The organism is Pseudomonas sp. GM80 (genome assembly GCF_000282515.1).
Classification (GTDB): Bacteria; Pseudomonadota; Gammaproteobacteria; order Pseudomonadales; family Pseudomonadaceae; genus Aquipseudomonas.
The window spans coordinates 1-25,742 of record NZ_AKJD01000092.1 but is presented as its reverse complement, the minus strand read 5'-3'; the positions used below and the strand labels follow the sequence as shown (position 1 = coordinate 25,742).

General features: G+C 58.9%; 21 protein-coding genes. 9 read left to right on the top strand and 12 right to left on the bottom strand.

The genetic code is table 11. From position 1 onward, the window contains the following. The first annotated feature begins 185 nt into the window (after positions 1-185). The 3 genes from PMI37_RS15815 (at position 186) to PMI37_RS15805 (ending at position 2,593) form a co-directional block, all read left to right on the top strand. The gene (locus PMI37_RS15815; RefSeq protein WP_008082527.1) at positions 186-1,334 is read left to right on the top strand and encodes a pyridoxal phosphate-dependent aminotransferase; all 1,149 of its coding nucleotides are present in this window, start codon (positions 186-188) and stop codon (positions 1,332-1,334) included. Further along, a complete protein-coding gene (locus PMI37_RS15810; protein WP_008082525.1) occupies positions 1,322-2,113 on the top strand; it encodes an amidohydrolase in 792 nt (263 codons plus the stop codon). The genes PMI37_RS15815 and PMI37_RS15810 overlap by 13 nt, the downstream gene beginning before the upstream one ends. Positions 2,114-2,194: 81 nt before the next feature. Continuing rightward, a complete protein-coding gene (locus PMI37_RS15805; RefSeq protein ID WP_008082523.1) occupies positions 2,195-2,593 on the top strand; it encodes a hypothetical protein in 399 nt (132 codons plus the stop codon). Between the two features lie 123 nt (positions 2,594-2,716). On the opposite strand, the gene leuA is transcribed toward PMI37_RS15805, so the two are convergent. The 4 genes from leuA to PMI37_RS15785 all read right to left on the bottom strand — a co-directional run bounded on the left by leuA (position 2,717) and on the right by PMI37_RS15785 (position 8,098). After that, positions 2,717-4,396: a 2-isopropylmalate synthase gene (leuA, locus tag PMI37_RS15800; protein ID WP_008082522.1), complete on the bottom strand. Its 1,680-nt coding sequence runs from the start codon at positions 4,394-4,396 to the stop codon at positions 2,717-2,719. Positions 4,397-4,874: 478 nt separating this feature from the next. Next, positions 4,875-5,696 (bottom strand): peptidoglycan DD-metalloendopeptidase family protein, encoded by an 822-nt coding sequence (locus PMI37_RS15795; RefSeq protein WP_008082521.1) that lies wholly within the window; start codon positions 5,694-5,696, stop codon positions 4,875-4,877. 3 nt (positions 5,697-5,699) lie between these two features. Next, positions 5,700-7,079 carry an exodeoxyribonuclease VII large subunit gene (gene xseA, locus PMI37_RS15790; protein WP_008082520.1) on the bottom strand — a complete coding sequence of 460 codons (1,380 nt, stop codon included), beginning with the start codon at positions 7,077-7,079 and terminating at the stop codon, positions 5,700-5,702. Between the two features lie 131 nt (positions 7,080-7,210). Beyond that, positions 7,211-8,098 carry a LysR family transcriptional regulator gene (locus PMI37_RS15785; protein ID WP_008082519.1) on the bottom strand — a complete coding sequence of 296 codons (888 nt, stop codon included), beginning with the start codon at positions 8,096-8,098 and terminating at the stop codon, positions 7,211-7,213. A gap of 100 nt (positions 8,099-8,198) precedes the next feature. Between PMI37_RS15785 and PMI37_RS15780 the strand changes: the two genes are divergently transcribed. The 4 genes from PMI37_RS15780 to guaA all read left to right on the top strand — a co-directional run bounded on the left by PMI37_RS15780 (position 8,199) and on the right by guaA (position 13,033). Next, positions 8,199-8,966, top strand: a complete 768-nt coding sequence (locus PMI37_RS15780) for a sulfite exporter TauE/SafE family protein (protein WP_008082517.1) — start codon at positions 8,199-8,201, stop codon at positions 8,964-8,966. Positions 8,967-9,131: 165 nt separating this feature from the next. Continuing rightward, positions 9,132-9,680: a sugar ABC transporter ATPase gene (locus PMI37_RS15775; RefSeq protein ID WP_045123163.1), complete on the top strand. Its 549-nt coding sequence runs from the start codon at positions 9,132-9,134 to the stop codon at positions 9,678-9,680. Positions 9,681-9,886: 206 nt separating this feature from the next. After that, the gene (guaB, locus tag PMI37_RS15770; RefSeq protein ID WP_008082513.1) at positions 9,887-11,356 is read left to right on the top strand and encodes an IMP dehydrogenase; all 1,470 of its coding nucleotides are present in this window, start codon (positions 9,887-9,889) and stop codon (positions 11,354-11,356) included. A gap of 99 nt (positions 11,357-11,455) precedes the next feature. After that, positions 11,456-13,033: a glutamine-hydrolyzing GMP synthase gene (guaA, locus tag PMI37_RS15765; protein WP_008082511.1), complete on the top strand. Its 1,578-nt coding sequence runs from the start codon at positions 11,456-11,458 to the stop codon at positions 13,031-13,033. Between the two features lie 69 nt (positions 13,034-13,102). Here guaA and PMI37_RS15760 read toward each other — a convergent pair whose 3' ends face one another. Then, complete coding sequence (locus PMI37_RS15760; RefSeq protein WP_008082509.1) at positions 13,103-16,078, bottom strand: membrane-targeted effector domain-containing toxin; 2,976 nt, start codon at positions 16,076-16,078, stop codon at positions 13,103-13,105. A gap of 250 nt (positions 16,079-16,328) precedes the next feature. On the opposite strand from PMI37_RS15760, the gene PMI37_RS15755 reads away from it, so the two are divergent. Both PMI37_RS15755 and tadA read left to right on the top strand, forming a co-directional pair. Further along, entirely contained in the window at positions 16,329-17,705 is a 1,377-nt protein-coding gene (locus PMI37_RS15755; RefSeq protein WP_008082507.1) for a multicopper oxidase family protein, read from the top strand. Further along, on the top strand, positions 17,705-18,202 hold the full coding sequence (gene tadA / locus PMI37_RS15750) for a tRNA adenosine(34) deaminase TadA (RefSeq protein ID WP_008082504.1): 498 nt from the start codon (positions 17,705-17,707) through the stop codon (positions 18,200-18,202). The genes PMI37_RS15755 and tadA overlap by 1 nt, the downstream gene beginning before the upstream one ends. A gap of 134 nt (positions 18,203-18,336) precedes the next feature. On the opposite strand, the gene cmoB is transcribed toward tadA, so the two are convergent. The 7 genes from cmoB to lon form a co-directional block, all read right to left on the bottom strand. Continuing rightward, positions 18,337-19,293, bottom strand: a complete 957-nt coding sequence (gene cmoB / locus PMI37_RS15745) for a tRNA 5-methoxyuridine(34)/uridine 5-oxyacetic acid(34) synthase CmoB (RefSeq protein WP_008082502.1) — start codon at positions 19,291-19,293, stop codon at positions 18,337-18,339. After that, complete coding sequence (gene cmoA / locus PMI37_RS15740) at positions 19,290-20,033, bottom strand: carboxy-S-adenosyl-L-methionine synthase CmoA (protein WP_008082499.1); 744 nt, start codon at positions 20,031-20,033, stop codon at positions 19,290-19,292. The genes cmoB and cmoA overlap by 4 nt, the downstream gene beginning before the upstream one ends. A gap of 182 nt (positions 20,034-20,215) precedes the next feature. Beyond that, entirely contained in the window at positions 20,216-20,704 is a 489-nt protein-coding gene (locus PMI37_RS15735; protein ID WP_008082497.1) for a hypothetical protein, read from the bottom strand. 133 nt (positions 20,705-20,837) lie between these two features. Then, positions 20,838-21,485, bottom strand: coding sequence for a lysoplasmalogenase (locus PMI37_RS15730; RefSeq protein ID WP_008082495.1), 648 nt, complete (start codon positions 21,483-21,485; stop codon positions 20,838-20,840). 2 nt (positions 21,486-21,487) lie between these two features. Then, on the bottom strand, positions 21,488-21,880 hold the full coding sequence (locus PMI37_RS15725) for a protease inhibitor I42 family protein (protein WP_008082494.1): 393 nt from the start codon (positions 21,878-21,880) through the stop codon (positions 21,488-21,490). Between the two features lie 223 nt (positions 21,881-22,103). Continuing rightward, complete coding sequence (locus tag PMI37_RS15720) at positions 22,104-22,493, bottom strand: hypothetical protein (protein WP_008082492.1); 390 nt, start codon at positions 22,491-22,493, stop codon at positions 22,104-22,106. A gap of 198 nt (positions 22,494-22,691) precedes the next feature. Further along, positions 22,692-25,109, bottom strand: coding sequence for an endopeptidase La (lon, locus tag PMI37_RS15715; protein ID WP_008082490.1), 2,418 nt, complete (start codon positions 25,107-25,109; stop codon positions 22,692-22,694). Between the last annotated feature and the right edge of the window lie 633 nt (positions 25,110-25,742).

The following is a 25,742-nucleotide window of genomic DNA, read 5'->3' as shown; positions in this document are numbered from 1 at the left end:
GCTGCGATCTTTTGATTTTGCTTTAAACGCAAGATCAGAAGATCGCAGCCTTCGGCAGCTCCTACATGGGTTCGGCGATAAGAAGGGCGCTCACCAGAGCGCCCTTTTTTTATGGGCGTCGGATGGGCTATCCTCGGGCTCTCCCGCGCCGTCGTCAGAGCCGGGTGTTGAGCAGGGAACCCCCGATGATCACCAGTAAGCTGCCGAATGTCGGCATCACTATTTTCACGCAGATGTCTCAGCTCGCGGCGCAGACCGGCGCGATCAACCTGTCCCAGGGTTTTCCTGATTTTGACGGCCCGCAGGCGTTGCGCGATGCGGTCGGTCGGCACATTGCCAGTGGCCACAATCAGTATTCGCCGATGACTGGCCTGCCGGTATTGCGCGAACAGATTGCAGCGAAAATCGCACGCAGCTATGGCGTACAGGTCAATGCCGATAGCGAAGTGACCGTGACGCCGGGCGCGACTCAAGCGATCTTCTGTGCAATTCAGGCGGTTATCCACAGCGGCGACGAAGTCATCGTGTTTGATCCGTGCTACGACAGCTATGCACCGGCGACGGAGTTGGCGGGCGGTCGTTGCGTGCATGTGCAACTGAACCCGAACGACTTCTCCATCGATTTCGACAAACTCGCCGCGGCGCTCAGTCCGCGCACGAAAATGATCGTCATCAACACCCCGCACAACCCGAGCGGCGCCCTGATCACCCGCGCGGAACTGGATCAACTGGCAGCGCTGATCCGCGACCGCGACATCTATCTGATCAGCGATGAAGTCTATGAACACCTGGTGTTCGACGGCGTGCCTCACGTCAGCGTGCTGGCCCACGAAGAGCTGTATCAGCGTGCCTTCGTGGTCAGCTCGTTCGGCAAGACTTACCACGTTACCGGCTGGAAAACCGGCTACGTCGTCGCGCCACCAGCACTGACCGCCGAGCTGCGCAAAGTTCATCAGTACGTCAGCTTCTGCGGCGTGACCCCGCTGCAATATGCGCTGGCCGATTACATGGCCGAGCACCCGGAACACGTCGAAGAGCTGCCAGGTTTCTATCAGGCCAAACGTGATCTGTTCTGCGACCTGCTCGCGCCGTCGCGCTTTACCTTCAAGCGTGTCACCGGCACCTATTTCCAGCTGGTCGATTACTCGCAGATCCGCCCTGATCTGAACGACGTAGAGATGGCCACATGGATGACCCGCGAACACGGGGTGGCGAGCATTCCCGTGTCGGTCTTCTACCAGAACCCACCCGAAGGCCAGCGCCTGGTGCGTCTGTGCTTCGCCAAACGCGAGGAGACGCTGCGTGAAGCGGCGGCAAAACTATGCGTGATCTGAGTGCGTTACCCGATCTGAACCTGGCGCTGATCCAGACCAGCCTGGCCTGGCATGACCGTCAGGCGAACTTCGAGCATTTCGAAATGCTGCTGGAGCAGGCGCAGGGCGCTGATCTGATCATCCTGCCGGAGATGTTCACCACCGGTTTCTCCATGGAATCAGAAACCCTGGCCGAAGCCGAGAACGGCCCGACCAGTAAGTGGCTGCGCGTGCAGGCGGCGAAACTCAACGCCGTGATCACTGGCAGCGTGATCATTCAGGCCGCGGACGGCAGTCATCGCAACCGCCTGCTGTGGGCGCGCCCGGACGGCGAAGTGCTGCATTACGACAAGCGCCACTTGTTCCGCATGGCCGGCGAACACAATCACTACACCCCGGGCGAGCGTCAGGTGCAGTTCGAGCTCAAGGGTTGGCGGATTCGTCCGCTGATCTGTTACGACCTGCGCTTCCCGGTGTGGAGCCGCGACGCGCAGGACACCGATCTGCTGTTGTACACCGCCAACTGGCCGGGCGCTCGTCGTCTGCACTGGAACCGCCTGTTGCCGGCGCGTGCCATCGAAAACCTCTGCTACGTGGCGGCGGTGAACCGGGTCGGCACCGATGGCAAGGGCTTTGCCTACACCGGCGACAGTCAGGTGCTCGATTTCCAGGGCGAAACCCTGCTCGCAGCGGGGGAGGCGGACGGGGTGTTCAAGGCCATTCTGGAGGCTGCACCGTTGGCGGCATATCGCGAGCGTTTTCCGGCAAACCTTGACGCGGATACCTTCGAGTTCACCTGATGTTTGTATAAAAGCGCATACAAACGTATTCAGTTCTGGCGCTGTGTGCCGATAGGAAGATCAGCCAAGGAGGATTTTCTTATGACCAGCATCAGCGCCACCACCGTCAATCCGTACCCGGTTACGCCGTCGAAAGTCTCGATCCGCGATCCGCAGGAATTAGCGGTTAATCCATTGAACACCACCGATGCCAATGGCGACGGTGAGCTGCGCGTGAACAGTGCGGGAGCCAATATCGCTTCTGTCGGCGATGCCGGCAGCCCGATCGAAGCCCTGAAAAAACAGATTGCCGAAGCGCAGAAGCTGTTGGCCGAGCAAAAGGCACAACTGGCCAGCACCCAACGCAGCCAGGCCTCGCCGGAGCAAAAAGCTCAGCAGATGATGGAGATGCAGACCCAGATCGCCGTGACCGCAAGCAATATTCAAGTGCTGCAGGCCACGTTGCTGCAGGCGATGTTGAGCGTCGACACCCACGCGTAAGGTTCAAAGGCAAAAGATCGCAATGAGTTTCCTGTAGGAGCTGCCGAAGGCTGCGATCTTTTGATCTTCAATAAAAAGGCCCCGAAGTTCGCACTTCGGGGCCTTTTGCCATTTCAGCGGTGATTACGCCGCTTTCGCCTCAGGCTGGCTCAGCGAGCGGTTCAGCGCGCTGAACAGGGCCTTGAAGCTGGCCGTGGTGATGTTTTCATCAATACCCACGCCGTGCACCGCACGTTCACCGTTCACGCGCAGCTCGATGTACGCAGCCGCTTTCGCGTTGGTGCCCGCGCCGATCGCGTGTTCGTTGTAGTCCATGATCTCCACCGGAACCGGCAGGCCGGCGACCAGTGCTTCCAGCGCACCGTTGCCCTTGCCGCGCCAGTGCAGGTTGGTTTCGCCCTGACCCTTGCTCGCCACTTCCACTTCAACATTGCTGTTGCCGTTTTCTTCCTGCAAGCGATGGCTGACCAGCGCGTACGGGGTGTTGGCTTGCAGGTATTCGCTGATCAACAGCGAGTGAATCTGCTTGGCGGTCATCTCCAGACCCAGACGATCGGTTTCACGCTGCACGACCTGGCTGAATTCGATCTGCATGCGACGCGGCAGGCTGATGCCGTATTCCTGCTCCAGCAAGTAAGCGATGCCGCCCTTGCCCGACTGGCTGTTGACGCGGATCACCGCTTCGTAGCTGCGACCGATGTCGGCCGGGTCGATCGGCAAGTACGGCACTTCCCACAGTGCGTCCGGTTTCTGCTGGGAGAAGCCTTTGCGGATTGCATCCTGGTGCGAGCCGGAGAACGCGGTGTGCACCAGGTCGCCAACGTACGGGTGACGCGGGTGAACCTGAATCTGGTTGCACTCCTCGACGACTTTGCGCACGCCATCGATGTCGGAGAAGTCCAGCTGCGGGTCGAGCCCCTGGGTGTACATGTTCAGTGCGACGGTGACGAGGTCGACGTTGCCGGTACGCTCGCCGTTGCCGAACAGGCAGCCTTCGACGCGGTCGGCGCCGGCCATCAGGCCCAGCTCGGTGGCGGCGACGCCAGTGCCGCGGTCGTTGTGGGTGTGCAGGCTGATGATCACGCTGTCACGACGGTTGATGTTGCGGCCGAACCACTCGATCTGGTCGGCGTAGATATTCGGCGTCGCGCACTCGACGGTGGCGGGCAGGTTGAGGATCATCTTGTGCTCAGGTGTCGGGTTCCAGACCTCGATCACCGCGTCACAGACTTCCTTGGCGAATTCCAGCTCGGTGGCGCTGAAGGTTTCCGGCGAGTATTCGAAGGTCCACTCGGTGTCCGGCTGCATCGCTGCGTATTTGACGAACAGCTTGGCGGCGTTCACGGCGATGGCCTTGATACCGTCCTTGTCCTGGTTGAAGACGATGCGTCGGAAAGACGGCGAAGTGGCGTTGTACAAGTGAACGATGGCTTTCTTCGCGCCGCGCAGGGATTCGAAGGTGCGCTCGATCAAGTCTTCACGACCCTGGGTCAGCACCTGAATGGTGGTGTCGTCCGGGATGTGGCCTTCTTCGATGAGGGTGCGCACGAAGTCGAAGTCGGTTTGCGAAGCGGCCGGGAACGAGGCTTCGATTTCCTTCACGCCGACTTGCACCAGGGTTTTCCAGAAGCGCAGCTTCTTCACCGCGTCCATCGGCTCGATCAGCGACTGGTTACCGTCACGCAGGTCGGAGCTGCACCAGATCGGCGCGGTGTCGATGGTCTTCGACGGCCAGGTGCGATCCGGCAGATTGATGACAGGAAACGCGCGGTATTTCGAAGACGGATCTTTGAGCATGCTCATCGGGAAATTCCTTATTGTCTGGGCCGAAAAGAGGCGGCCTGCCGGTGTTACGAATATGTCGGGAAAAGCTCTGGGCGAGGCGCAGCGATTCAGCCTGGCAGTCGTGCGCTGACGAGGCACAGGCTGCGGTGCTGGCGAAGCTGAATGAGGGTGTGAGAGGTTTTCATGCCCTCAACCCTAACCGCGAGGGGAGAGGATGGCAAGCAGTCGAAAAAAATTGAGAGGAATACTCGGAAAGCAGGGTTTTACGGGATTTTATTGCGGGTAAATCAGCGGATCTTGTTGATGTTTGCGTGGGGTTAGGTTGGGGCGCAATTGAAGGTGGTGGGTGTCAACAGGTTTTTCGGTGGTAGTGAGTCCGTCATCGCGGGCAAGCCACGCTCCCACAGGTGGGGTGGTGTTCACAAAAATCATGTTCACCGAGAACCTTGTGGGAGCGGGCTTGCCCGCGATGAGGCCGGTCGCCTCGCTATAAAGCTCAGGGTTGAAACGCACCAATGAAAATCGCCGGATCCACCCGCGCATCATTCAGGCTGACGTTCCAGTGCATATGCGGCCCGGTCGCCCTGCCGGTCATGCCCACCTTGCCCACCACCGCGCCACGTGCCAGTTGCTGGCCGTCCTTCACGTCAATCTTCGACATATGGCAGAACATGCTGATAAAGCCCTGCCCATGGTCGACAAATACCGTGTTGCCATTAAAGAAGTAGTTGCCGATCAAAATCACTTTGCCCGCCGCCGGAGTCTTGATCGGCGTGCCTGCCGGTACAGCGAAATCGAGGCCGGCGTGCGGATTACGTTCCTCACCATTGAAGAAACGGCGCACACCAAACTTGCTCGACAGTGGCCCGTTGACCGGTTTATCCAACAACAGATTGCTCGGTGTGTTCGGACTGAAGCTGCGATAGGCCTTGATCTGCACGGCCAGTTCACCCTCGATGCGCTTGAGGTTCGACTGATCCGGATTGACCTGCTGCTTGTTCTTCAGGGTGATGTGCTGTTCCGGATATTTCTTGTTACCCACAGTGAACGGCAAATTGCGCCCGCCACTGCTGATCTGCTGCGCCCCCGGTTTGACCGTCAACGGCACGCCAACAATCGCCAGCCAGTTGTCCTGTTCCTTGACCACCAGCACCGGTTTGCCTTGATAGGTGGCGGTCGGTGCCTGCGCGCCAGTGCCCAGATCAACCACGGCGACGCCACCCGGCACCGGTTTGTTGAGCATGCGGGTGATGTAGCTGTCGGCATGGGCGTTGAAGGTCAGGCAGAGCAAAAACAGTGGAGCCAGAAAACGCGGCATGGATCAGTCCAGTAAAGAAAGGGTGACAGGCGTCAGGTGATTGTCCTCGACGCGCACTTGCAGTTCGCCTTCGCCGAGTTTGGCTTTCAGGCGCTGGCCGGTGTGGGTCTGCGCGGCGTTACGAATCGCATGGCCGCGCTCATCGAGCAGAATGCTGTAGCCACGACCGAGCGTCGCCAGCGGACTGACCACGTGCAGCGTCTGCATCTGGCTGTGCAATTGCAGGCGACGGTTTTTCAGGCCTTCGCGCATGGCGCGGGGCAGACGTTCGGCGAGGCTGTCGAGACGCTGGCGCAACATCGCCAACTGGCGGCCCGGATGTTGCCCGGCGAGGCGGGTTTCCAGACGAATCAGCCGCTCGCGACGGGTGTTGAGGCTGCGCTCGAAGGCGCGGCGCATGCGCATGTCCAGATCATCCAGACGTTGCGCTTGCTGGCGCAGACGTTCGCCGGGGTGACGCAGGCGACGGGCCATGCCTTCGAGGCGCAGACGATCACGCATCAAGCGGTCACGCATGCGCATCACCAAACGACGATGCAGGCTTTCGACCTGGCGGATCAGATGGCTCGAATCAGGCGCGAGCAACTCGGCAGCCGCAGATGGCGTTGGTGCGCGCACGTCAGCAACAAAGTCACTGATCGACACGTCGGTCTCATGGCCGACAGCGCTGACAATCGGCGTCACGCAAGCATCGACGGCGCGGGCCACGGCTTCTTCGTTGAAACACCAGAGGTCTTCCAGCGAGCCGCCGCCACGGGCGAGGATCAATGCGTCGAAACCCCGCGCATCGGCCATTTTCAGCGCGCGAACAATTTGCGCGGTGGCCTCACGGCCCTGTACGGCGGTCGGAATCAGCGTCAGTTGCACTTGCGGCGCACGGCGGCGGAACACACTGATGATGTCGCGAATCACCGCGCCGGTCGGCGAACTGATGATGCCGATACGCTGCGGATGCGCCGGAAGCGGCACTTTGCGTTCGGCACTGAACAGGCCCTCAGCGCTGAGTTTTTCTTTCAACGCATCGAACGCCAGACGCAGCGCGCCGTCACCGGCAGGCTCGACGGTGTCGAGAATCAACTGATAGTCGCCACGGCCTTCGAACAACGAAACCTTGCCGCGCACTTTCACCGCCAGGCCATCCTTCAACGCTTGGCGCACGCGCGCGGCGTTCTGCCGGAACAGCGCGCAACGCACCTGCGCGCCACTGTCCTTGAGCGTGAAGTAGATGTGCCCGGACGCCGGTCGGGCGAGGTTGGAGATTTCGCCTTCGACCCAGATGTTGCTGAACACGTCTTCGAGCAACACCCGCGCACGGCCGTTGAGCTGGCTGACGGTCAGGACTTCACGGTCCAGGCCGAGTCTTGCAAAGGGATCTTTAATCATGGGGCGCAGTTTAAAGGCATTCTCCTGATCATTGCACGGGCCATGTAGGAGCTGCCGAAGGCTGCGATCTTTTGATCTTGATCTGCATAAACAAGATCAAAAGATCGCAGCCTCGTTTCACTCGGCAGCTCCTACAGGGGATTGGTGAAAGTCTGGATGAAGTGGTGGATCAGGGGCGTGGGGGATTGGCGGTAGGCGAGGGCGACGGTGCTTTGGCAGTCGGGATCGCTCAGTGGCAGAAAGCGTACGCCGCTCGGGGCGATGTCTTGCATGGATTCCGGCAGCAGAGCGATGCCGAATCCACCTTGAATCAATTGTAACTGCGTGGTCTTGCGCGACATCACCCGCGCCGCTTTCGGGAAGAAACCCTGGCGCATGCACAGGTCGGCACACAGATAACTCAAGCCGCCGCGTTGCGGGTGCGGGACCGAGATGAACGCTTCGTCCTGCAACTGTGCCAGTTCGACGGTATTGCACGCCGTCAGTCGATGATCGGCCGGCACCGCCAGCAGCAAGCGTTCGGTGAACAGCGGCACGAGCTGAATGCCTTCGCGCTGACGCAGCACGGGCAGGCGCAGCAAGCCGACATCGAGTCGGCCCTCGGCCAGTTCTTCAAGCTGTGCTTCGGAAGACAATTTGCCGATATCCAGCGATACGCCGGGCTGCTGCTCAAGATAGGCGCCGATATCACGGAGCAAGCGGCCGCTGATCGATACGGTGCTCGAATGACTCAAACGCAACGTGCCGAGTTGGCCATTGCCGACCTCGGTGGCCATGGCGCTGGCTTTCCCCAATTCATTGAGCAGATTGCGCGCTCGCGGCAGAAACGCTTCGCCCGCCGCCGTCAGCCGGGGCTGGCGCGCGGTACGTTCGAACAGCGGGGTTTTCAGGCGAGTTTCCATGTCTTTGATCTGTCGGCTCAGCGCCGACTGCGCGATAAACAAACGCTCGGCGGCCGCACTGAAGCTGCCGCATTCGGCGATCTCCACGAAGTAGCGCAATTGACGGGTTGAGAGCACCAGGTATGCCTTTTCGAGATGGGTGGGCGGCTTTGAAGATATTAGTCGCAATGCTCGGCGCTGGCTAAAGTCATCTCAGGCTAATAAAGGATGTGCAGCGATGAGCGTGGTGGGGTTGTTGAGTGAATGGTCGTGGGGCATTGAGGGCTGGCTGGTCATCGGGCTCGGCATCGTGCTGGCGTACATCGTGTTCGGTATTGCCGGGTTTGGCACCGCGCTGGTGGCGGGGCCGGTGCTGATTCTGTTCATGCCGTTGTCGAAGATCGTGCCGCTGCTGGTGTTGCTGGATTTCGTCGCGGCGTTCGGCAATCTGCTGCCGTCGCGGCGCGATGTCGCTAAGCCGGAGTTGTTGCGGCTGCTGCCGTGCATGGCGGTGGGGTGTACGTTGGGGGTGATTTTTCTGCTTAACCTCAAATCCGACCTGCTGCTGTTGTTGATGGGGCTGTTTATCAGCGCTTATGCGATTTACAGCTTGTGGGTGAAAGCGCGGCCGACGCAATTGTCAGCCGGGTGGGCGCTGCCGATGGGCACGGTGGGCGGGCTGTTTGGTGCGCTGTTTGGCAGCGGCGGCTTTTTATATGCGATTTATCTCAACAGCCGATTGCCGAAAGAAGCGGCGCGGGCCACGCAAAGTGCGCTGATCAGTTGCAGCACGGTGGTGCGTTTGAGCCTGTTTGCCATCGCGGGTGTGTATGCCGAGCTACCCTTGTTGATGTTGGCGCTTTGTCTGTTGCCGGCCATGGCGTTGGGGTTGTGGGTCGGGCGGCGGTTGACCATGCGTTTGTCGCGCGAGGCGTTTGTGCGGCTGGTGACGTGGCTGGTGCTGGCGAGCGGGATTGCGCTGATCGGGCGCTACCTCAGCACTTGACCGGATTTTGTCAGGGATTAAGCTGCCGGCCGCAATTCCTTTGTAGGAGTGAGCCTGCTCGCGATAGCGGTGTATCAGTTGATCTTGATGTGTCTGACCCACCGCTATCGCGAGCAGGCTCACTCCTACAGAGGTAAATTTCAGTATCTGCAGCAGGCTTGCACCATGAATTCGCAAAGCATCATCGTCCCGAAAATCTCCACCCTGCCGGTCCACGAACCCCGGGCCCGGGCGATCGTGCGCTGGCTGGTACGCAAGAACATCGTCAAGGAAGAGCTGAGCACCTGTGGCCGTACCGGCAACCGCATGGCTTATGCGATTGCCGACGGCGCGCGTGCCGTGGTGCTGCACCCGCAGGCGTTGCCGTTCGGCGAGCCGATCAATGGGTTGGAGATTGTCACCAAGCGCTGCATCTACACCCCGGCCAAAGGTTTTCTTGAAGAGGCCGGCTGCGCCGAGTGCCGCCGCGAGATCGGCGAAGCCCTGTTCGAAAGCCTGGAAGACTGGATGCCCGGGCGCACCGACAATTTCACCTGCCCGGAATGCGGTCACGAAGACGACATCAATGGTTTCCTGTATTTGCAGGAGTGTGGTTTTTCCAACCTGGGGTTCATCTTCAACAACTGGCTCGAAGCCGGCTTCAAACAAAGCTTCCTCGACGAATTCGCCGACTGGCTCGACCTGCCCGTCAGTTGGGTAAAAGTAGAACTCTGACCTTCAAACATCCCCTGTAGGAGCTGCCGAAGGCTGCGATCTTTTGATCTGGCTTTTAACAAACAACGTCAAAAGATCGCAGCCTGCGGCAGCTCCTACAGGGAGCGGTTTTTCCGTATATCAATTAGGCTGAGTTTTACGTTGAACAGCAGGGGGTGTCTGACTATAATGGCGCGCTTCCATTTTCCCGCTCGGGAGCCCCCGCGATGCTGCGTATCAGCCAAGAAGCTCTGACATTCGACGACATTCTCCTAGTGCCTGGTTATTCCGAGGTGCTTCCTAACGAAGTCAGTCTCAAGACCCGCCTAACCCGTGGCATCGAGCTGAATATTCCTCTGGTTTCTGCCGCAATGGACACCGTCACTGAAGCCCGTCTGGCAATCGCCATGGCTCAGGAAGGTGGCATTGGCATTATCCACAAGAACATGACCATCGAGCAGCAAGCTGCCGAAGTTCGCAAGGTCAAGCGTTACGAAGCCGGTGTAGTCAAGGACCCAATCACCATCGAGGCCGATGCCACGGTGCGTGAACTGTTCGAACTGACCCGTCTGCACAACATTTCCGGCGTTCCGGTACTGCACGATGGCGACCTGGTCGGCATCGTCACTTCCCGTGACGTGCGTTTCGAAAACCGTCTGGAAGCCACCGTCCGTGAAGTGATGACGCCTAAAGAGCGTCTGGTCACGGTCAAGGAAGGCGCTGACAAGAACGACGTTCGCGAGTTGCTGCACAAAAACCGCATCGAACGCGTTCTGATCGTCGACGACAAATTTGCCCTCAAAGGCATGATGACCGTCAACGACATCGAAAAAGCCAAAGCCTACCCGCTGGCCAGCAAAGACGATCAAGGTCGTCTGCGCGTTGGCGCTGCGGTCGGTACCGGTAAAGACACCGGTGACCGCGTAGCTGCGCTGGTCGCTGCTGGCGTTGACGTGGTGGTAGTCGATACCGCTCACGGTCACTCCAAAGGCGTGATCGACCGCGTTCGCTGGGTTAAACAGAATTTCCCTGAAGTGCAGGTGATCGGCGGCAACATCGCCACCGGCGCCGCTGCCAAGGCTCTGGCCGAAGCAGGCGCTGACGCCGTCAAGGTCGGTATCGGCCCTGGCTCGATCTGCACCACCCGTATCGTCGCCGGTGTCGGCGTCCCGCAAATCAGTGCCATCGCCAACGTTGCCGCTGCCCTTGAAGGCACTGGTGTTCCGTTGATCGCCGACGGCGGCATCCGTTTCTCCGGTGACCTGTCCAAGGCCATCGTAGCCGGTGCCTCCTGCGTGATGATGGGCTCGATGTTCGCCGGTACTGAAGAAGCGCCGGGCGAAATCGAACTGTTCCAGGGCCGTTCGTACAAGGCGTATCGCGGTATGGGTTCGCTGGGCGCCATGTCCCAGGCTCAAGGTTCTTCCGACCGTTACTTCCAGGACTCCTCGGCAGGCGCCGAGAAACTCGTTCCGGAAGGCATCGAAGGCCGCGTGCCGTACAAAGGCACCCTGAGCGCGATCATTCACCAACTGATGGGCGGTCTGCGTTCCTCGATGGGTTACACCGGCAGCGCCGACATCGAAGAAATGCGCACCAAGCCTGAATTCGTGCGGATCACCGGTGCCGGCATGGCCGAATCCCACGTTCACGACGTGCAGATCACCAAAGAAGCGCCAAACTACCGCGTAGGTTGATGCTTCAAGCAAATCGTTAAGCAACCGGGGCTGTTTTATTCAGCCCCGAGTTGTTTCTGTATCACGACTGTTTCTGAATGACTTAGACGAGACTGAATCATGGCCCTCGATATTCACGCTCACCGCATCCTGATCCTCGACTTCGGTTCGCAATACACCCAACTGATCGCCCGCCGCGTGCGCGAGATCGGTGTGTACTGCGAACTGCACCCGTTCGACATGGACGAAGATGCGATCCGCGAATTCGCTCCTAAAGGCGTCATCCTCGCCGGTGGCCCCGAGTCCGTGCACGTCGCCGACAGCCCGCGCTGCCCACAGGCAGTGTTCGATCTGGGTGTACCGGTTTTCGGTATCTGCTACGGCATGCAGACCATGGCCGAGCAACTGGGCGGCAAGGTTGAAGGTTCCGAACTGCGTGAGTTCGGTTACGCCCGCGTTGACGTAGTCGGCAAGAGCCGTCTGCTCGACGGCATCGAAGACCACATCGACGCTGACGGCCTGTTCGGCCTCGACGTATGGATGAGCCACGGTGACAAAGTCACCAAGATGCCACAAGACTTCCACATCCTGGCCAGCACCCCAAGCTGCCCGATCGCCGGCATGTTCAACGACGACCGTGGCTACTACGGCGTGCAGTTCCACCCGGAAGTGACCCACACCAAGCAGGGCGGTCGCATCCTGTCGCGCTTCGTTCTCGACATCTGCGGCTGTGAAGCCTTGTGGACGCCGTCGAAGATCGCTGAAGACGCCATCGCCAACATCCGCGCACAAGTCGGTACCGACAACGTGCTGCTGGGTCTGTCCGGCGGCGTTGACTCCTCGGTCGTTGCCGCGCTGCTGCACAAAGCCATCGGCGACCAACTGACCTGCGTCTTCGTCGACAACGGCCTGCTGCGTCTGCACGAAGGCGAGCAAGTGATGGCCATGTTCGCCGAGAACATGGGCGTCAAAGTCATTCGCGCCAACGCTGAAGAGCAGTTCCTGAACAACCTGGCCGGCGAAGCCGACCCAGAGAAGAAGCGCAAGATCATCGGTCGCACCTTCATCGACGTATTCGATGCCCAGTCGAACAAACTGGACAACATCAAGTACCTCGCTCAGGGCACCATCTACCCGGACGTGATCGAGTCGGCTGGCGCGAAAAGCGGCAAGGCCCACGTGATCAAGTCGCACCACAACGTGGGCGGCCTGCCGGAAGAGATGAACCTGAAACTGGTCGAGCCACTGCGCGAACTGTTCAAGGACGAAGTTCGTCGTCTGGGCCTGGAACTCGGCCTGCCGTACGACATGGTCTACCGTCACCCGTTCCCGGGCCCGGGCCTGGGCGTGCGCATCCTCGGTGAAGTGAAAAAGGAATACGCCGACCTGCTGCGTCGTGCCGACCACATCTTCATCGAAGAACTGCGCAAAGCCGACTGGTACCACAAAGTCAGCCAGGCTTTCGTGGTGTTCCAGCCAGTGAAATCGGTTGGTGTTGTTGGTGATGGCCGTCGTTACGCCTGGGTCGTTGCCCTGCGTGCCGTAGAAACCATCGACTTCATGACTGCGCGTTGGGCTCACCTGCCTTACGAACTGCTGGAAACCGTCTCCGGCCGCATCATCAATGAAATCGAAGGCATTTCGCGCGTTACTTATGACGTGTCGAGCAAGCCGCCGGCGACGATTGAGTGGGAGTGATCCCGGTCTGATTGATCGGCGTTAACCCCGAAAAGCCCTGTGAACGCGAGTTCACGGGGCTTTTTTACGTCAGCTGATTTTGATCGGTTTGAACCCCATGATCCGCAACGCAGCCGAGAGCTCGGCCAGGTTGGGGTAACGTCGGCCGCTGATGGGCCAGTTCGGTCGTTCAACGTAATAGAACCCGCCCTTGTTAAGGATCGGCGTGCGCACGATGCTGCCATCGCTGCTGCGATGAACCAGCGTGGCGACGTCGTCGATGTTCATCACCGTGCAATCGCCGGGATTGATCAGTGTTTTCTCTAATGAGTCGGCCAAGGCAACGCTGGCGGGCGTGTCGATTTGCAGGCGCAGGTCGCTTTTGACGGGCGATAACGGGCGGGCAAACTCGTCGGTAGGAATACGCCCGGGATCCGGCTCTATGCCTCGGGCAGTTCCGGCCGGGGTGCTTTCTATACGCAGGCCGATGCCGCCTTCCAGTTCGCTTAAACCCGGTACGCCTTCCCAGGTATTGGCATGGCTGTCGCCTACCAGCGCGACCCAGCGATGGGCGCCACGAGCGTTCTGATCCGCCGTGATCACTTCATGCGAAAAGTAATTCATCATCTTCTGGCGGAAAGTGCTTTTGTCGACACCGCTCATGCCGGTGCTTCTATAGCTGGCCAGGCAATCGATCGACTGGATGCGGATATGATTTTTTTGCGCCGCTTTGGCCAGTTCGAGAAAAGTGTACTGGCCGCTGGTGTCGGTTTTGAATCCTCCATCCATGGTCTTCAGGTAGGTTTCCAGCGTCTCCGACATCTTCCCGGTGCGATTGAAAACATCCAGATCGGCTTGATGGAAGTCTGTCAGCACATGCTCCAGATACAGGGTTTTAACTTTCTGTTTGCTGAGCACCGCCATGTTTTCGATCAGAAACTGTTTGCTGCCGACACTGGAGTGATTTTCGCCAATGACCAGCCCGGACGCCGATTTATACAGCTTTTTGATGATTTCTTTCGGCGCGAGTTTCGCTGGCAATTCAGGGATTTGCGGGCGCGATGGCAACGTGTGGGATTCCAGAAAGGCAGTGGCATCGCGGTACAACGTCTGGCGTAACGCCTTGAACTCAGCGTGCGGATTACTCGCGTCCGTTTTTGGCAGGGTGGCCATGTAATCTTTGAGCTCGTATTTGGTCCCCCGTCCTTGAGCTATTTCGTTGAGCGCATCACGGGAAGCGGGTGGAATGTCGTAAGCAGTCGGCGGACTGTCCACCTCGGGCAACGGAGTGCGGACGCGACCCCATGGCCACAGTCCGATGCACTTGCCGCCGCCCATCAGACCCGGGCGGTTGATCGGTTGCCATTCGCCAGCTTCATCCAGTCGAATCGGCAAACTGCGATAGAACGAGTAAGGATTTTCTGGATCAATGATCGCCCAACTCTTGAGCTCTTTGATGAAGCGAACCAGGTAGTAACTGTCGTTGATCAGTACGTAATGTCCACCACCCGGCGGTTGAAAGATCCCCTGATACTGGCCTTCTTGCGAGACAGGCGATAATCCGTCCAGCACTTCATTGGTCTCGAAAGACTCCAGTAAGTCTGCGCCTTGTTGCGCATAAGCGGGTCCCGGGGCGTAACGCGCAATAGGCGGGACATCTGCAATATCTGCAGACGATTCGTCGATGAGGGGTTCGCTAAACTCGTCCTGCACGTTAAACGTTTCGCTGGCTTCGCCAATTTCCGCGACCTCTGCTGCACCGCGCAGATAAGTCAGGTTGAACAGCACATCGATGCCGCTGGCAATTGCCCCCATCACTCCGGTCTTGCGATCGGCCTTGCTGGTGCCGTTGATGGCCTGATCGATGTTCATGCCCATGTCGGCGAGGCCCGCGCCGACCACAGCCAGCGCTGCGGGCCAGCCCACGGCGGCCATGGAGCCGAAAACCCGAAGAAAGGCGTTCAGGTAGCCGATCCACATCTTTTTGCGCAACTCGCCATTGGAATGCAGCGACAGGTCGGCATCGCTGTGCATGCGCGCCTTGACCGAGTCGCGCAGCCAACTGAATGCATCACCGGTGATCGCCGCAGGATTCTGATTGATCAGGTGGTGATCGCTTTTGCCCCACGTCGAGTAAAGCAAGTCGATCATGGCATTCAGACCGATATTGCCGTCGTCTTGTTGCTGGGCCGCCAACGGAAAATGCGCCATGAAGCGTGCGCGATTTTCCGCGTGGTTGTTTTGCATCAGCAGCCACCAGTGCAGATCGGATTCGCTGGCGAGAATATGGAAGCAGTCGAGTTCACCGGGAGTGTAGAGAATCTGCGTGCCGTTGCTGTCGCTGATGCACAGAATGTCCGTTGCGCTGTAGCCGCCGATATTCAGCGCGCACACACGCAGACCTTCAGCGACCGGTGCTTCAGTTTGCAAATAAGCCCGCGAGACGGGCCAGGCGATATCGCTCGCGACAGCCTTGATCAGCGTCTTCAGATTTTCATTATTCAGCCGCTCGCCATCGTGTTCATCGAGGGCCTTGGCGAGGAAATTCAGTTTGGCCAGCGTGCGGAAGTCGTCTGAGTGCAGCGCCCAGAACTGCTGCATTTTCGTTCGGTAGAGCTCGCTGAAGTTGATCGCCCAGAGGTCTTTCAAGACTTCGCTGGGGCGCAGCCGGACTTCATTGGTCTCGTTATAGATCGCCGCGTCCGCGCCTACGTTGTAGAAACCGCCATAGCCGTCGAGCAGGTCGGCATTGTCCTGATCGTGGGCGTGAAAGCGTTTGACCACCAGCTCCGCCAGCGTCAGTGATTCCGAAGGTTTCGGGTAATGCTCCCACCCCAGAAAGGCCTTGTCGCTGCTGACCGAGGTGTTGCTGAAGCGATGCCACCAGACATCCTCGGGATCAATGTCTTTGATGCCGTAATGGTCGAGAATGCCTCGGGCGGCCTCGTGGGCCATGTCGTGCAAGTCGGGACAAGCCTCGGTAAACGGCAGCACCAGCGCTTGCAGAGACTGTTCATCCGCCGGGTTCGGCAGCAGTGACGGGGGCAGGGATACAGAAATGTTCACTTCTCGCTCCTTGAGAAATGGTGGAAAAACTGATCACCACTATGGTCTTTTCATAGGGGCGAATCTGTAGGGGTCAGGCCATTTCAACGTAACGAAAGAGGACAGGACCTGTAAGAAACCGCCCCCGCACAGGGGGCAAACCTGTGTCGCATTGCCACGCCGGCCTTACTGTTTCGCAGTTGCGGGTGTATCGTATTCGCCTTTTAACGGGCCCCCGGGCCTGTCGCTGATACGTGAGGTAGTTGAGTTCATGTCCTTTACCCGTCGCCAAATCCTCGGTGGCCTGGCCGGTCTTGTTGTCGTTGGCGTTGGCGCAGGGGGCGCGTCGCGTTACTGGCTGGGCAAGATGGCGGATGCTGAGGCGGGGCATGACTACGAGCTGATCGCTGCGCCGCTGGACGTTGAGTTGGTGCCAGGGCACAAGACCGAAGCCTGGGCGTTCGGCCCTTCGGCGCCAGGAACCGAGCTGCGTGTGCGTCAGGGCGAATGGCTGCGGGTGCGCTTCATCAACCACTTGCCGGTGGCGACCACCATCCACTGGCACGGCATCCGTCTGCCGCTGGAGATGGACGGCGTGCCGTACGTGTCGCAACTGCCGGTGCTTCCCGGTGAATACTTCGATTACAAATTCCGCGTGCCGGATGCCGGCAGCTACTGGTATCACCCGCACGTCAGCAGCAGCGAAGAGCTGGGGCGCGGGCTGGTCGGGCCGCTGATCATCGAAGAGCGCGAGCCGACCGGTTTCGTCTACGAAAAGACCCTGAGTCTGAAGAACTGGCACATCGATGACGAAGGCAATTTCGTCGAGTTCAGCATCCCGCGTGAAGCGGCGCGTGGCGGTACGGCGGGGCGTCTTTCGACGATCAATGGAGTGCCGACGCCGGTGATCGAGTTGCCCGCCGGGCAGATCACCCGCGTGCGCTTGCTCAATCTCGATAACACCCTGACGTATCGCATCAACATCCCCGGCGTCGAAGCGAAGATCTACGCGCTGGACGGTAACCCGGTCGAACCACGGCCGCTGGGCAAGGAATACTGGCTCGGCCCCGGCATGCGTATTTGCCTGGCGATCAAGGCCCCGGCGGCCGGCGAAGAGTTATCGCTGCGCAACGGCCCGGTGCGTCTGGGCACGCTGCGTTCGGTGGCTAATACCGACGCGCCGACGGACTGGCCGAAAGCCCTGCCGGCCAACCCGGTGGCCGAACCGGATCTGGCCAGTGCCGAGAAACTCAACTTCAATTTCGAATGGGTCGGATCGGTGTCGGTCGACGTCGACAACGGTCGGCCGCCGAGCCTGTGGCAGATCAACGGCAAGGCTTGGGACATCACCGACAAGACGTGTGCTGATCGGCCAATCGCCAGCCTGAAACTGGGGCAGAGCTATATTTTCGAATTGAAAAACATGACCCAGTACCAGCACCCGATCCACCTGCACGGCATGAGCTTCAAGGTGATCGCCTCGAACCGGCACAAGGTCATTCCGTACTTCACCGACACTTACCTGCTAGGCAAGAACGAGCGCGCGCAAGTGGCGCTGGTGGCCGATAATCCGGGGGTGTGGATGTTCCACTGCCACGTGATCGACCACATGGAAACCGGCCTGATGGCCGCCATCGAGGTGAAGTGATGCGCCAGATTCACCCCGCAGCGATCATCGACCGCAGCCGTGATCGTGAATTCATGCGTGAAGCCTTGGCGCTCGCGGCGCAAGGTGCAGCGCTGGGTGAAGTGCCGGTGGGCGCGGTGCTGGTACAGGATGGCGAGATCATTGGTCGTGGTTTCAATTGCCCGATCAGCGCCAGCGACCCGAGTGCGCATGCCGAAATGGTCGCGATCCGTGCGGCGGCGCAGGCGGTGGATAACTACCGTTTGCCGGGCAGTACGCTGTATGTGACGTTGGAGCCGTGCAGCATGTGCGCGGGGTTGATCGTGCATTCGCGGGTGGCGCGCGTGGTGTATGGGGCGCTGGAGCCGAAGGCGGGAATTGTGCAGAGTCAGGGGCAGTTTTTTACCCAGGGCTTTCTCAACCATCGAGTGTTGTATGAAGGTGGGGTGTTGGCCGAAGAGTGTGGCGCCGTGCTGACCGAATTTTTTAGAGCCCGCCGCGCGAAACCCACTGAATAAGGAACAACATCAAACCCTGTGGGAGCTGGCTTGCCAGCGATAGCGGTGTTTCAGTTGACATCAATGCTGGATGTGCCGACGCCATCGCTGGCAAGCCAGCTCCCACAGGTTTTTGCAGCGTTTGCGAGATTGGATTACTTCTTGGCGACGATCACGGCACGCATCGGCGCCGGCAACCCTTCGATGGTTTTGCTGTGGTCTTCGGGATCAAGGAAGTCGCTCAACGACTGATACTTCATCCACTCCGTACCGCGCTGCTCTTCAACCGTTGTCGTGCTCACATCTACGCAACGAATGTCGGTAAACCCCGCACGCCGCAACCACAATTCCAGCGCCGGCACCGACGGCAGGAACCAGACGTTACGCATCTGCGCATAACGGTCTTCCGGCACCAGCACCTGATGCTTGTCGCCTTCCACCACCAGCGTTTCCAGCACCAGTTCGCCACCCTTGACCAGGCAGTCCTTCAGCGCCAGCAAATGCTCGATCGGCGAGCGACGGTGATAGAACACGCCCATCGAAAACACCGTGTCGAAACCTTCCAGATTCGCCGGCAGGTCTTCAAACGGGAACGGCAGGTGCCAGGCATTCGGCTCTGACAGATAGCGCTGTACTGCCTGGAACTGGCAAAAGAACAGCCAGTTCGGATCAACGCCAATCACACTGTCTGCACCCGCGCCGAGCATGCGCCACATGTAGTAACCGTTACCGCAGCCGACATCGAGGATGCGTTTGCCCTTAAGGTCCAGATGCGGAGCGACGCGTGACCACTTCCAGTCCGAACGCCATTCAGTGTCGACGTGCACACCAAACAAGTCGAACGGCCCCTTGCGCCACGGCGACAAGCCCATCAATGCGGTACGCATCTGCGCGCGGGTTGCATCGTCGCAATCGGTGTCGAGCTTCAGGCCGTTGAGCAAATCGATTTCGCTTGGCTGAATCTTCGGCAAGGCGTCCAGCGCACTTTGCCAGCGCTCCAGGTCGCCGTGACCTTTCTCCATTTTCTTGTCGAGTTGACGCTGCAGGGTGTTGGCCCATTCAGCCAGCGGCGTGCCGGCCAGACGGCGGGCGAGGGGGGACAGATCAATCATGGCAAGGCAATCAACGAGGCAAAGTTAAGACACTGGAACCACGGCACGACTTTCGAGAACCCGGCCGCCAACAGGCGTTCGCGGTGTTCTTCGAGGCTGTCGGGCTTCATGACGTTTTCGATGGCGCTGCGCTTCTGGGCGATTTCCAGTTCGCTGTAGCCGTTGGCGCGTTTGAAGGCGACGTGCAGATCGGTGAGCAGCGCGTGCTCTTCGGCATCATTGAAGCGCAGCTTCTCCGAGAGGATCAGCGCGCCGCCCGGCAGCAGCGATTGGCGGATGCGCGAGAGCAACGCGGTGCGCTGATCCGGGGCGATGAATTGCAGGGTGAAGTTCAGCGCCACCACCGAGGCGGGCTGGAAGTCGAGGGCGAGGATGTCGCCTTCGATCACTTCGACCGGCAGCAACTCCTGGAACATCGAGTCCTGACCGTTGAGGTACTCGCGGCAACGCTCGACCATGGCGGCGGAGTTATCCACCGCGATCACCCGGCAACCGTCGGTGCGCACGTGACGGCGCAGGGCTTGAGTGACAGCGCCCAGCGAGGAGCCGAGGTCGTAGAGCACGCTGTGCGGCTGAGCGAACTGCGCCGCGAGTACGCCGAGGTTTTCGACGATGGTCGGGTAACCCGGTACCGAGCGCTTGATCATGTCCGGGAACACCCGCACCACGTCCTCGTTGAAGGCGAAGTCAGGCACCTGGGCCAGCGGCTTGGCGAAAATGCGATCGGGTTCTTTGCTCACGGCGGTGTCCGGCGATGTCGGTGGAAAAGGCCGGCATTTTAGCCAAACTGGCGCGACGTTGCTTGGGTTGTCTGATAAAGCGTGAGGAGCGAGTCGGGTATTTTTTGCAGGACGCGTTCAGAAAAGACCAATGAATGATCAAACGAGCAACGCTGTTTGATCATTCATTATTCGGCGCGAGATCAGAAGCTGTGCTTGAAAACACGAAGTTCGGCTTTGCCCGCGATATGCAGCTCTTTGTTTCTGTTGTCTGTACCTTTGAAGTCAAACTCGATGAGATGGCTCACTTCGTCTGAATTGTTCTCGATCACTTCAACTGTAAAAGTGCCGGACTTCGGTTTGTATTGGTAGGAGGTCGTGAAGCCGATGGCGGCGGCATCCTCGAAATAGTAGGTATCGAGGAAGGGGAATGACGGGCCTGTGACTGAATAGGTACCCGAAGCAATGTTTTTATCAAAAACGAATGTCATGCCTTTTTTGGATCGATGCGAGAGGTCGTCAACATTTTGTCGAGCGATATAGCCAACTAACGTCCCGTCTTCCTGCTCCTGAAATTCTACATTCTGCGTCTGCAGCTTCACGCGGCCCGAAACTTTGGCTTCAATCTCGGCACTGACCGTGATGAAGATCAGGTCGGTGGATTTCGATTTTTTGCTTTTGAACAAACTCATGATTTTCTTCCTTGGTTTACATTCGTGGGAGATAACGCCACTGAGATGGTAGGTAGGTAAGAAAATACGAGCTACTGTCAGAACTGACAGTTCTTTAGAGCCTTTCGCAATAAGTACCGGGTACTATCGAAATTCAATTGTGATCAGCACGCTGCTTTTGAGTGAACGCTGACGCTGCAATCCCCCATTGTCCCAACCAATAACTGAGAATAATCACGTACGGCGCAGCGGGGAACGGCGAAACAAATCGGTTGATCCCGATCACACTGTCGGAAAAAACAAACGCCAGCGCACCGGCGGCCGCCAACAATGCCGAGCGTTTCGGCACGTCGGTGCCCAGCCGGGCCAATGCGCGCCAGAGCATGGCGCTGATGGCCGTGCCGTAGACGATCACCGGCACCAGCAACGGGCCAAGTCCATTGGATAGCAGAATTCCCAGCAGCACCGCGCCTACACCCACGGCCAGCAGCAGTGGCAGCCATGCCAGGCGCCGGCAATCGCTCAAATAGGCCTTGAGATATGCCAGATGCGCGACCAGAAACGCGCCGAGCCCGAACACAAACAGATCGCCGGGCCACGCCAGCAGCACGTCGCCGAGCAGAGAGAAAATCAGGCCGAGGCTGATCCAGCGCCGATAGTCGCTGGGCGGTGCATCGTGCAACCAGCCGAGCAACGCCAGTACCGGCAACGGTTTGACCAACAGGCAAAGCAGCGCTGCGTGCGTGCTGACACCGTAAAGAAAGGTCACCGCGCCCATCAGCGCCAGAATCAGCCAGCCCACGATCAGTTCACCGAAATGGCGCAGTCAAAGGTCTCCACCGGCAACACTTCCGGTGCCCACGGTTGCTGCGAGGTCAGACGCAGACGCCCGGTGCCAGGAGCGAACGCTTGAAAGCGCCAGGTGGAGAGTCCGGCCGCGCCGACCACACCGGCGTCCTCCGGATTGCTGTACACCTCGGGGCTCAGTGCGCGCAGCACGCCACCGGCCGAGTCCTGAATGGCCCAGCGATAACCGGTGGTTGGATTGCTTGGCAACATGACGATCAGGTTTTGCCCGTTGGTCAGCCGCACCGGGCATTCGCTCTGCTTTTCCACGGTCACATTATGTTTCGGTTGGCTGGCGCAAGCGGCCAGCAACGAGAGGGCGAGGGGGACAAACAGGCGAGTGGGGGACATAAGGTCAGCGGCTCCGGGCGTTCACGACGAACGGCGAGCATAACTGAAGATGAGACAAAGTGTGACAGTCAGCAAGTCCAGTGTTGTAGCACTGATGCCATCGCTGGCAAGCCAGCTCCCACAGGTTTCTTGGTTGAACACAAGATTGGTGAGCACCAATGAACATTGTGGGAGCTGGCTTGCCAGCGATAGCGGATTTACCGGCGAGGAAAATTAGATGTGATCACGGTATAACCAGATCAACTTCGATGTCCTCGGCGTGTGTATTAAATGTCAGTTTGAAATTCAACCGGTATTTCAGATTGATGTTGTCGAGGGTGGAATTGAATGTACCCGCTTTAGCGTAGTGTTTTCCTGCCATGCTGAGATAGAAAACTTCTCTCAGTCTTTGGTTGGGCACAAACGTTTGCTCACCGTCAGGTGTGGATCGATCGATGACTAACCTGATCGATTGTCCCTCTCTGAATCCAAGCCTGTAGGAACCTTCGATGATGATGTAAGTGCTCTGATTATCTACGGTGATAAGGTCCGTTTCAAAAAGCGGACTACCGTTTTTCGTGGCTATAAATGTTTTTTTGTCTTTTAGTCCGTCGCAAGCTTCGTGCGCCCTCATGATGTTGCTCCTCTCATAAATTTAAAATTCATGCCGAGGAACGTTAAAGGAGCTGGTACGGGTTGGGTACTGTCAGCTCTGTCAGTTTTTAAACACTATTTGCAATTAAGATTACGTTTTAATGCCCTGCTGCGGACTTGTTACCTTCATCACGGGGAATCGCTATGCCCGTGACGAAGGTCATTAAATGATGACTTCTTAGAAAAGCACCTTCGCCACATCGGAAAACTTCTTCGCGAAATGCACGGTGATCCCTTCCTTCAGATAATCCGGCAGCTCCTCGAAGTTACCGCGGTTAGGCTCCGGCAAAATCAACTCGAAGATCTTCTGCCGCCGCGCCGCAATCACCTTCTCGCGTACGCCGCCAATCGGCAGTACATGCCCGGTCAACGTCAGTTCGCCGGTCATGGCTACGCCTTTTTTCGGCGGCTGATTACGTGCGAGCGAGAGCAGCGCACTGGCCATGGTCACACCGGCGCTCGGGCCGTCTTTCGGGGTGGCGCCTTCGGGTACGTGCAGGTGGACGAAGGCTTCGTCGAAGAACTTCGCGTCACCGCCAAACTGTTTCAGGTGCGAGCTGACGTAGCTGTAGGCGATCTCCGCCGATTCCTTCATCACATCGCCCAGTTGCCCGGTGAGCTTGAAGCCACGGTTGAGCGTGTGAATCCGCGTCGCTTCGATCGGCAAGGTCGCGCCGCCCATGCTGGTCCAGGCCAGACCGGTAATCACACCGGTGCCGGACAGCACTTGTTCGTTGCGGAACACCGGATGACCCAGTGACGCTTCCAAATCTTTCGGCCCGAGTTTGATCACCGCTTTCGGGTCGTCGATCAGCTTCATCACCGCTTTGCGCACCAGTTTGCCCATCTGTTTTTCCAGCTGGCGCACGCCGGCTTCACGGGCGTAACCATCGATCAGGGACTTGAGCGCGCTGTCGCTGATGCTCAGGCTGCCCTTGGACACGCCGGACTTTTCCAGCAATTTCGGCCACAGGTGACGCTTGGCTATGGCGACTTTCTCTTCGGTGATGTAGCCAGACAGGCGAATCACTTCCATCCGGTCCAGCAGCGGGCCGGGAATCGAATCGAGGGTGTTGGCGGTGCAGACGAACAGGACTTTCGACAAGTCCATACGCAGGTCGAGGTAGTGGTCGAGGAATTCGACGTTCTGTTCCGGGTCGAGGGTTTCCAGCAGCGCCGAGGCCGGGTCGCCCTGGTAGCTCTGGCCCATCTTGTCGATCTCGTCGAGCATGATCACCGGGTTCATCACTTCGACGTCCTTCAGCGCCTGTACGAGTTTGCCCGGCTGTGCGCCGATGTAGGTGCGGCGATGGCCCTTGATCTCGGCTTCGTCGCGCATGCCGCCGAGGCTGAAGCGATAGAACGGCCGCCCTAGGGATTCGGCGATGGATTTGCCGACGCTGGTTTTACCCACGCCCGGCGGGCCGACCAGCAGCACGATGGAGCCGCTGATTTCACCTTTATAAGCACCGACGGCGAGGAATTCGAGGATGCGATCCTTGATGTCATCAAGGCCGGCGTGGTGTTTGTCGAGAATTTTGCGCGCGTGCTTGAGGTCGAGTTTGTCCTCGCCATACACGCCCCACGGCACCGAGGTCGCCCAGTCGAGGTAGTTGCGGGTGACCGCGTACTCCGGCGAGCCGGTTTCGAGGATCGACAGTTTGTTCATTTCCTCTTCGAGACGTTTCTGCACCTGCGCAGGCAGGACTTTGCCTTCGAGGCGTTGTTCGAACTGTTCGAGGTCGGCGCTGCGGTCGTCCTTGGTCAGGCCGAGTTCCTGCTGGATGACCTTGAGTTGTTCCTTGAGGAAGAACTCGCGCTGATGCTCGCCGATCTTGCGGTTAACTTCTGCCGAGATCTCTTTTTGCAGGCGCGCGACTTCGACTTCCTTGCGCAGCATCGGCAGGACTTTTTCCATGCGCTTGAGCATCGGCACGCAGTCGAGCACTTCTTGCAGCTCGGGGCCGGTGGCGGAGGTCAGGGCGGCGGCGAAGTCGGTCAGCGGCGACGGGTCGTTGGGGCTGAAGCGGTTGAGGTAGTTTTTCAGCTCTTCGCTGTACAGCGGGTTGAGCGGCAGCAGTTCCTTGATCGCGTTGATCAGCGCCATGCCGTAGGCCTTGACCTCATCGGTCGGCTCGGTCGGCTGGTGCGGGTATTCGACTTCGACCAGGTACGGTGGGCGGTGGTGTTTGAGCCAGGTTTTGATGCGTACGCGGCTCAGGCCTTGGGCGACGAATTGCAGTTTGCCGTTTTCGCGGCTGGCGTGATGGACTTTGACCAGCGTGCCGTATTCGGGGAGGGCGCCGGTGTTGAAGTGGCGCGGGTCTTCCTGGGGCGTGTCCATGAAGAACAGGGCCAGGGAGTGGTGGTCGGATTTGCTGACGAGGTCGAGGGTTTCGGCCCAGGGTTCTTCGTTGACGATGACCGGCAGGACTTGCGCCGGGAAGAACGGGCGGTTGTGGATCGGGATGATGTAGACCTTGTCCGGCAGGTTTTGGCCTGGCAGGGCGAGGCCTTTGCCGGAGGAGGTGTGTTCGATGTGTTCGGCTTCGGTGTAGTCGTCGGGGTGATCGGGGAATTCTTGCTGGTCGCTCATGGGGCACCTGCGCAATGGGGTATGGGTCTTAGATGGGGCAGGCTTTCGGTGGTTTCAATGGTGGGCGATGTTTCTGCTTGTGTGTTCAGGGTTTTGACAGGCGTCACGCTTTGGGCTTGGCGGCCTTTGGGCCGACCATGTTGTGGGTGTTCGGTGTGTATATCCGTTTCTTCGGTAACGGCTGCTTAGGGTTTCGCCCTGACGGCGACTCACTTTTTTGACAAACGCCTCAAAAAAGTAAGCAAAAAAACGCTTGCTCCTACGTGCGGCCCGCTCGCTGGGGCTCGGGGTTCCTTCGCTGCGGGATTGATCCGGGGGGCATCGCCTACGGTTTGCTTCGCTGCACCTCCTCTCGATGTGTTTGGCTGCGCCAAACGGTCGCTGCGCTCCCACCCCCGGATCAATCCCTCCGCTCAGCCTTCCGACGTCGCTCGTGGATCAAGATCAAGATCAAGAGCTGCAGCCGAGCTAACGCTCATCCTGTTGAGTGGTGAAGAGCGGGCGCGATGCGAAAATTTATCGGGTGAACTCAATTCCTGTGGCTTGCCAGCGATGGCGGCCTGACAGCCGACCTGGTTCTGGCGGATGACCTCGATTCAAATGTAGGAGCTGCCGAAGGCTGCGATCTTTTGA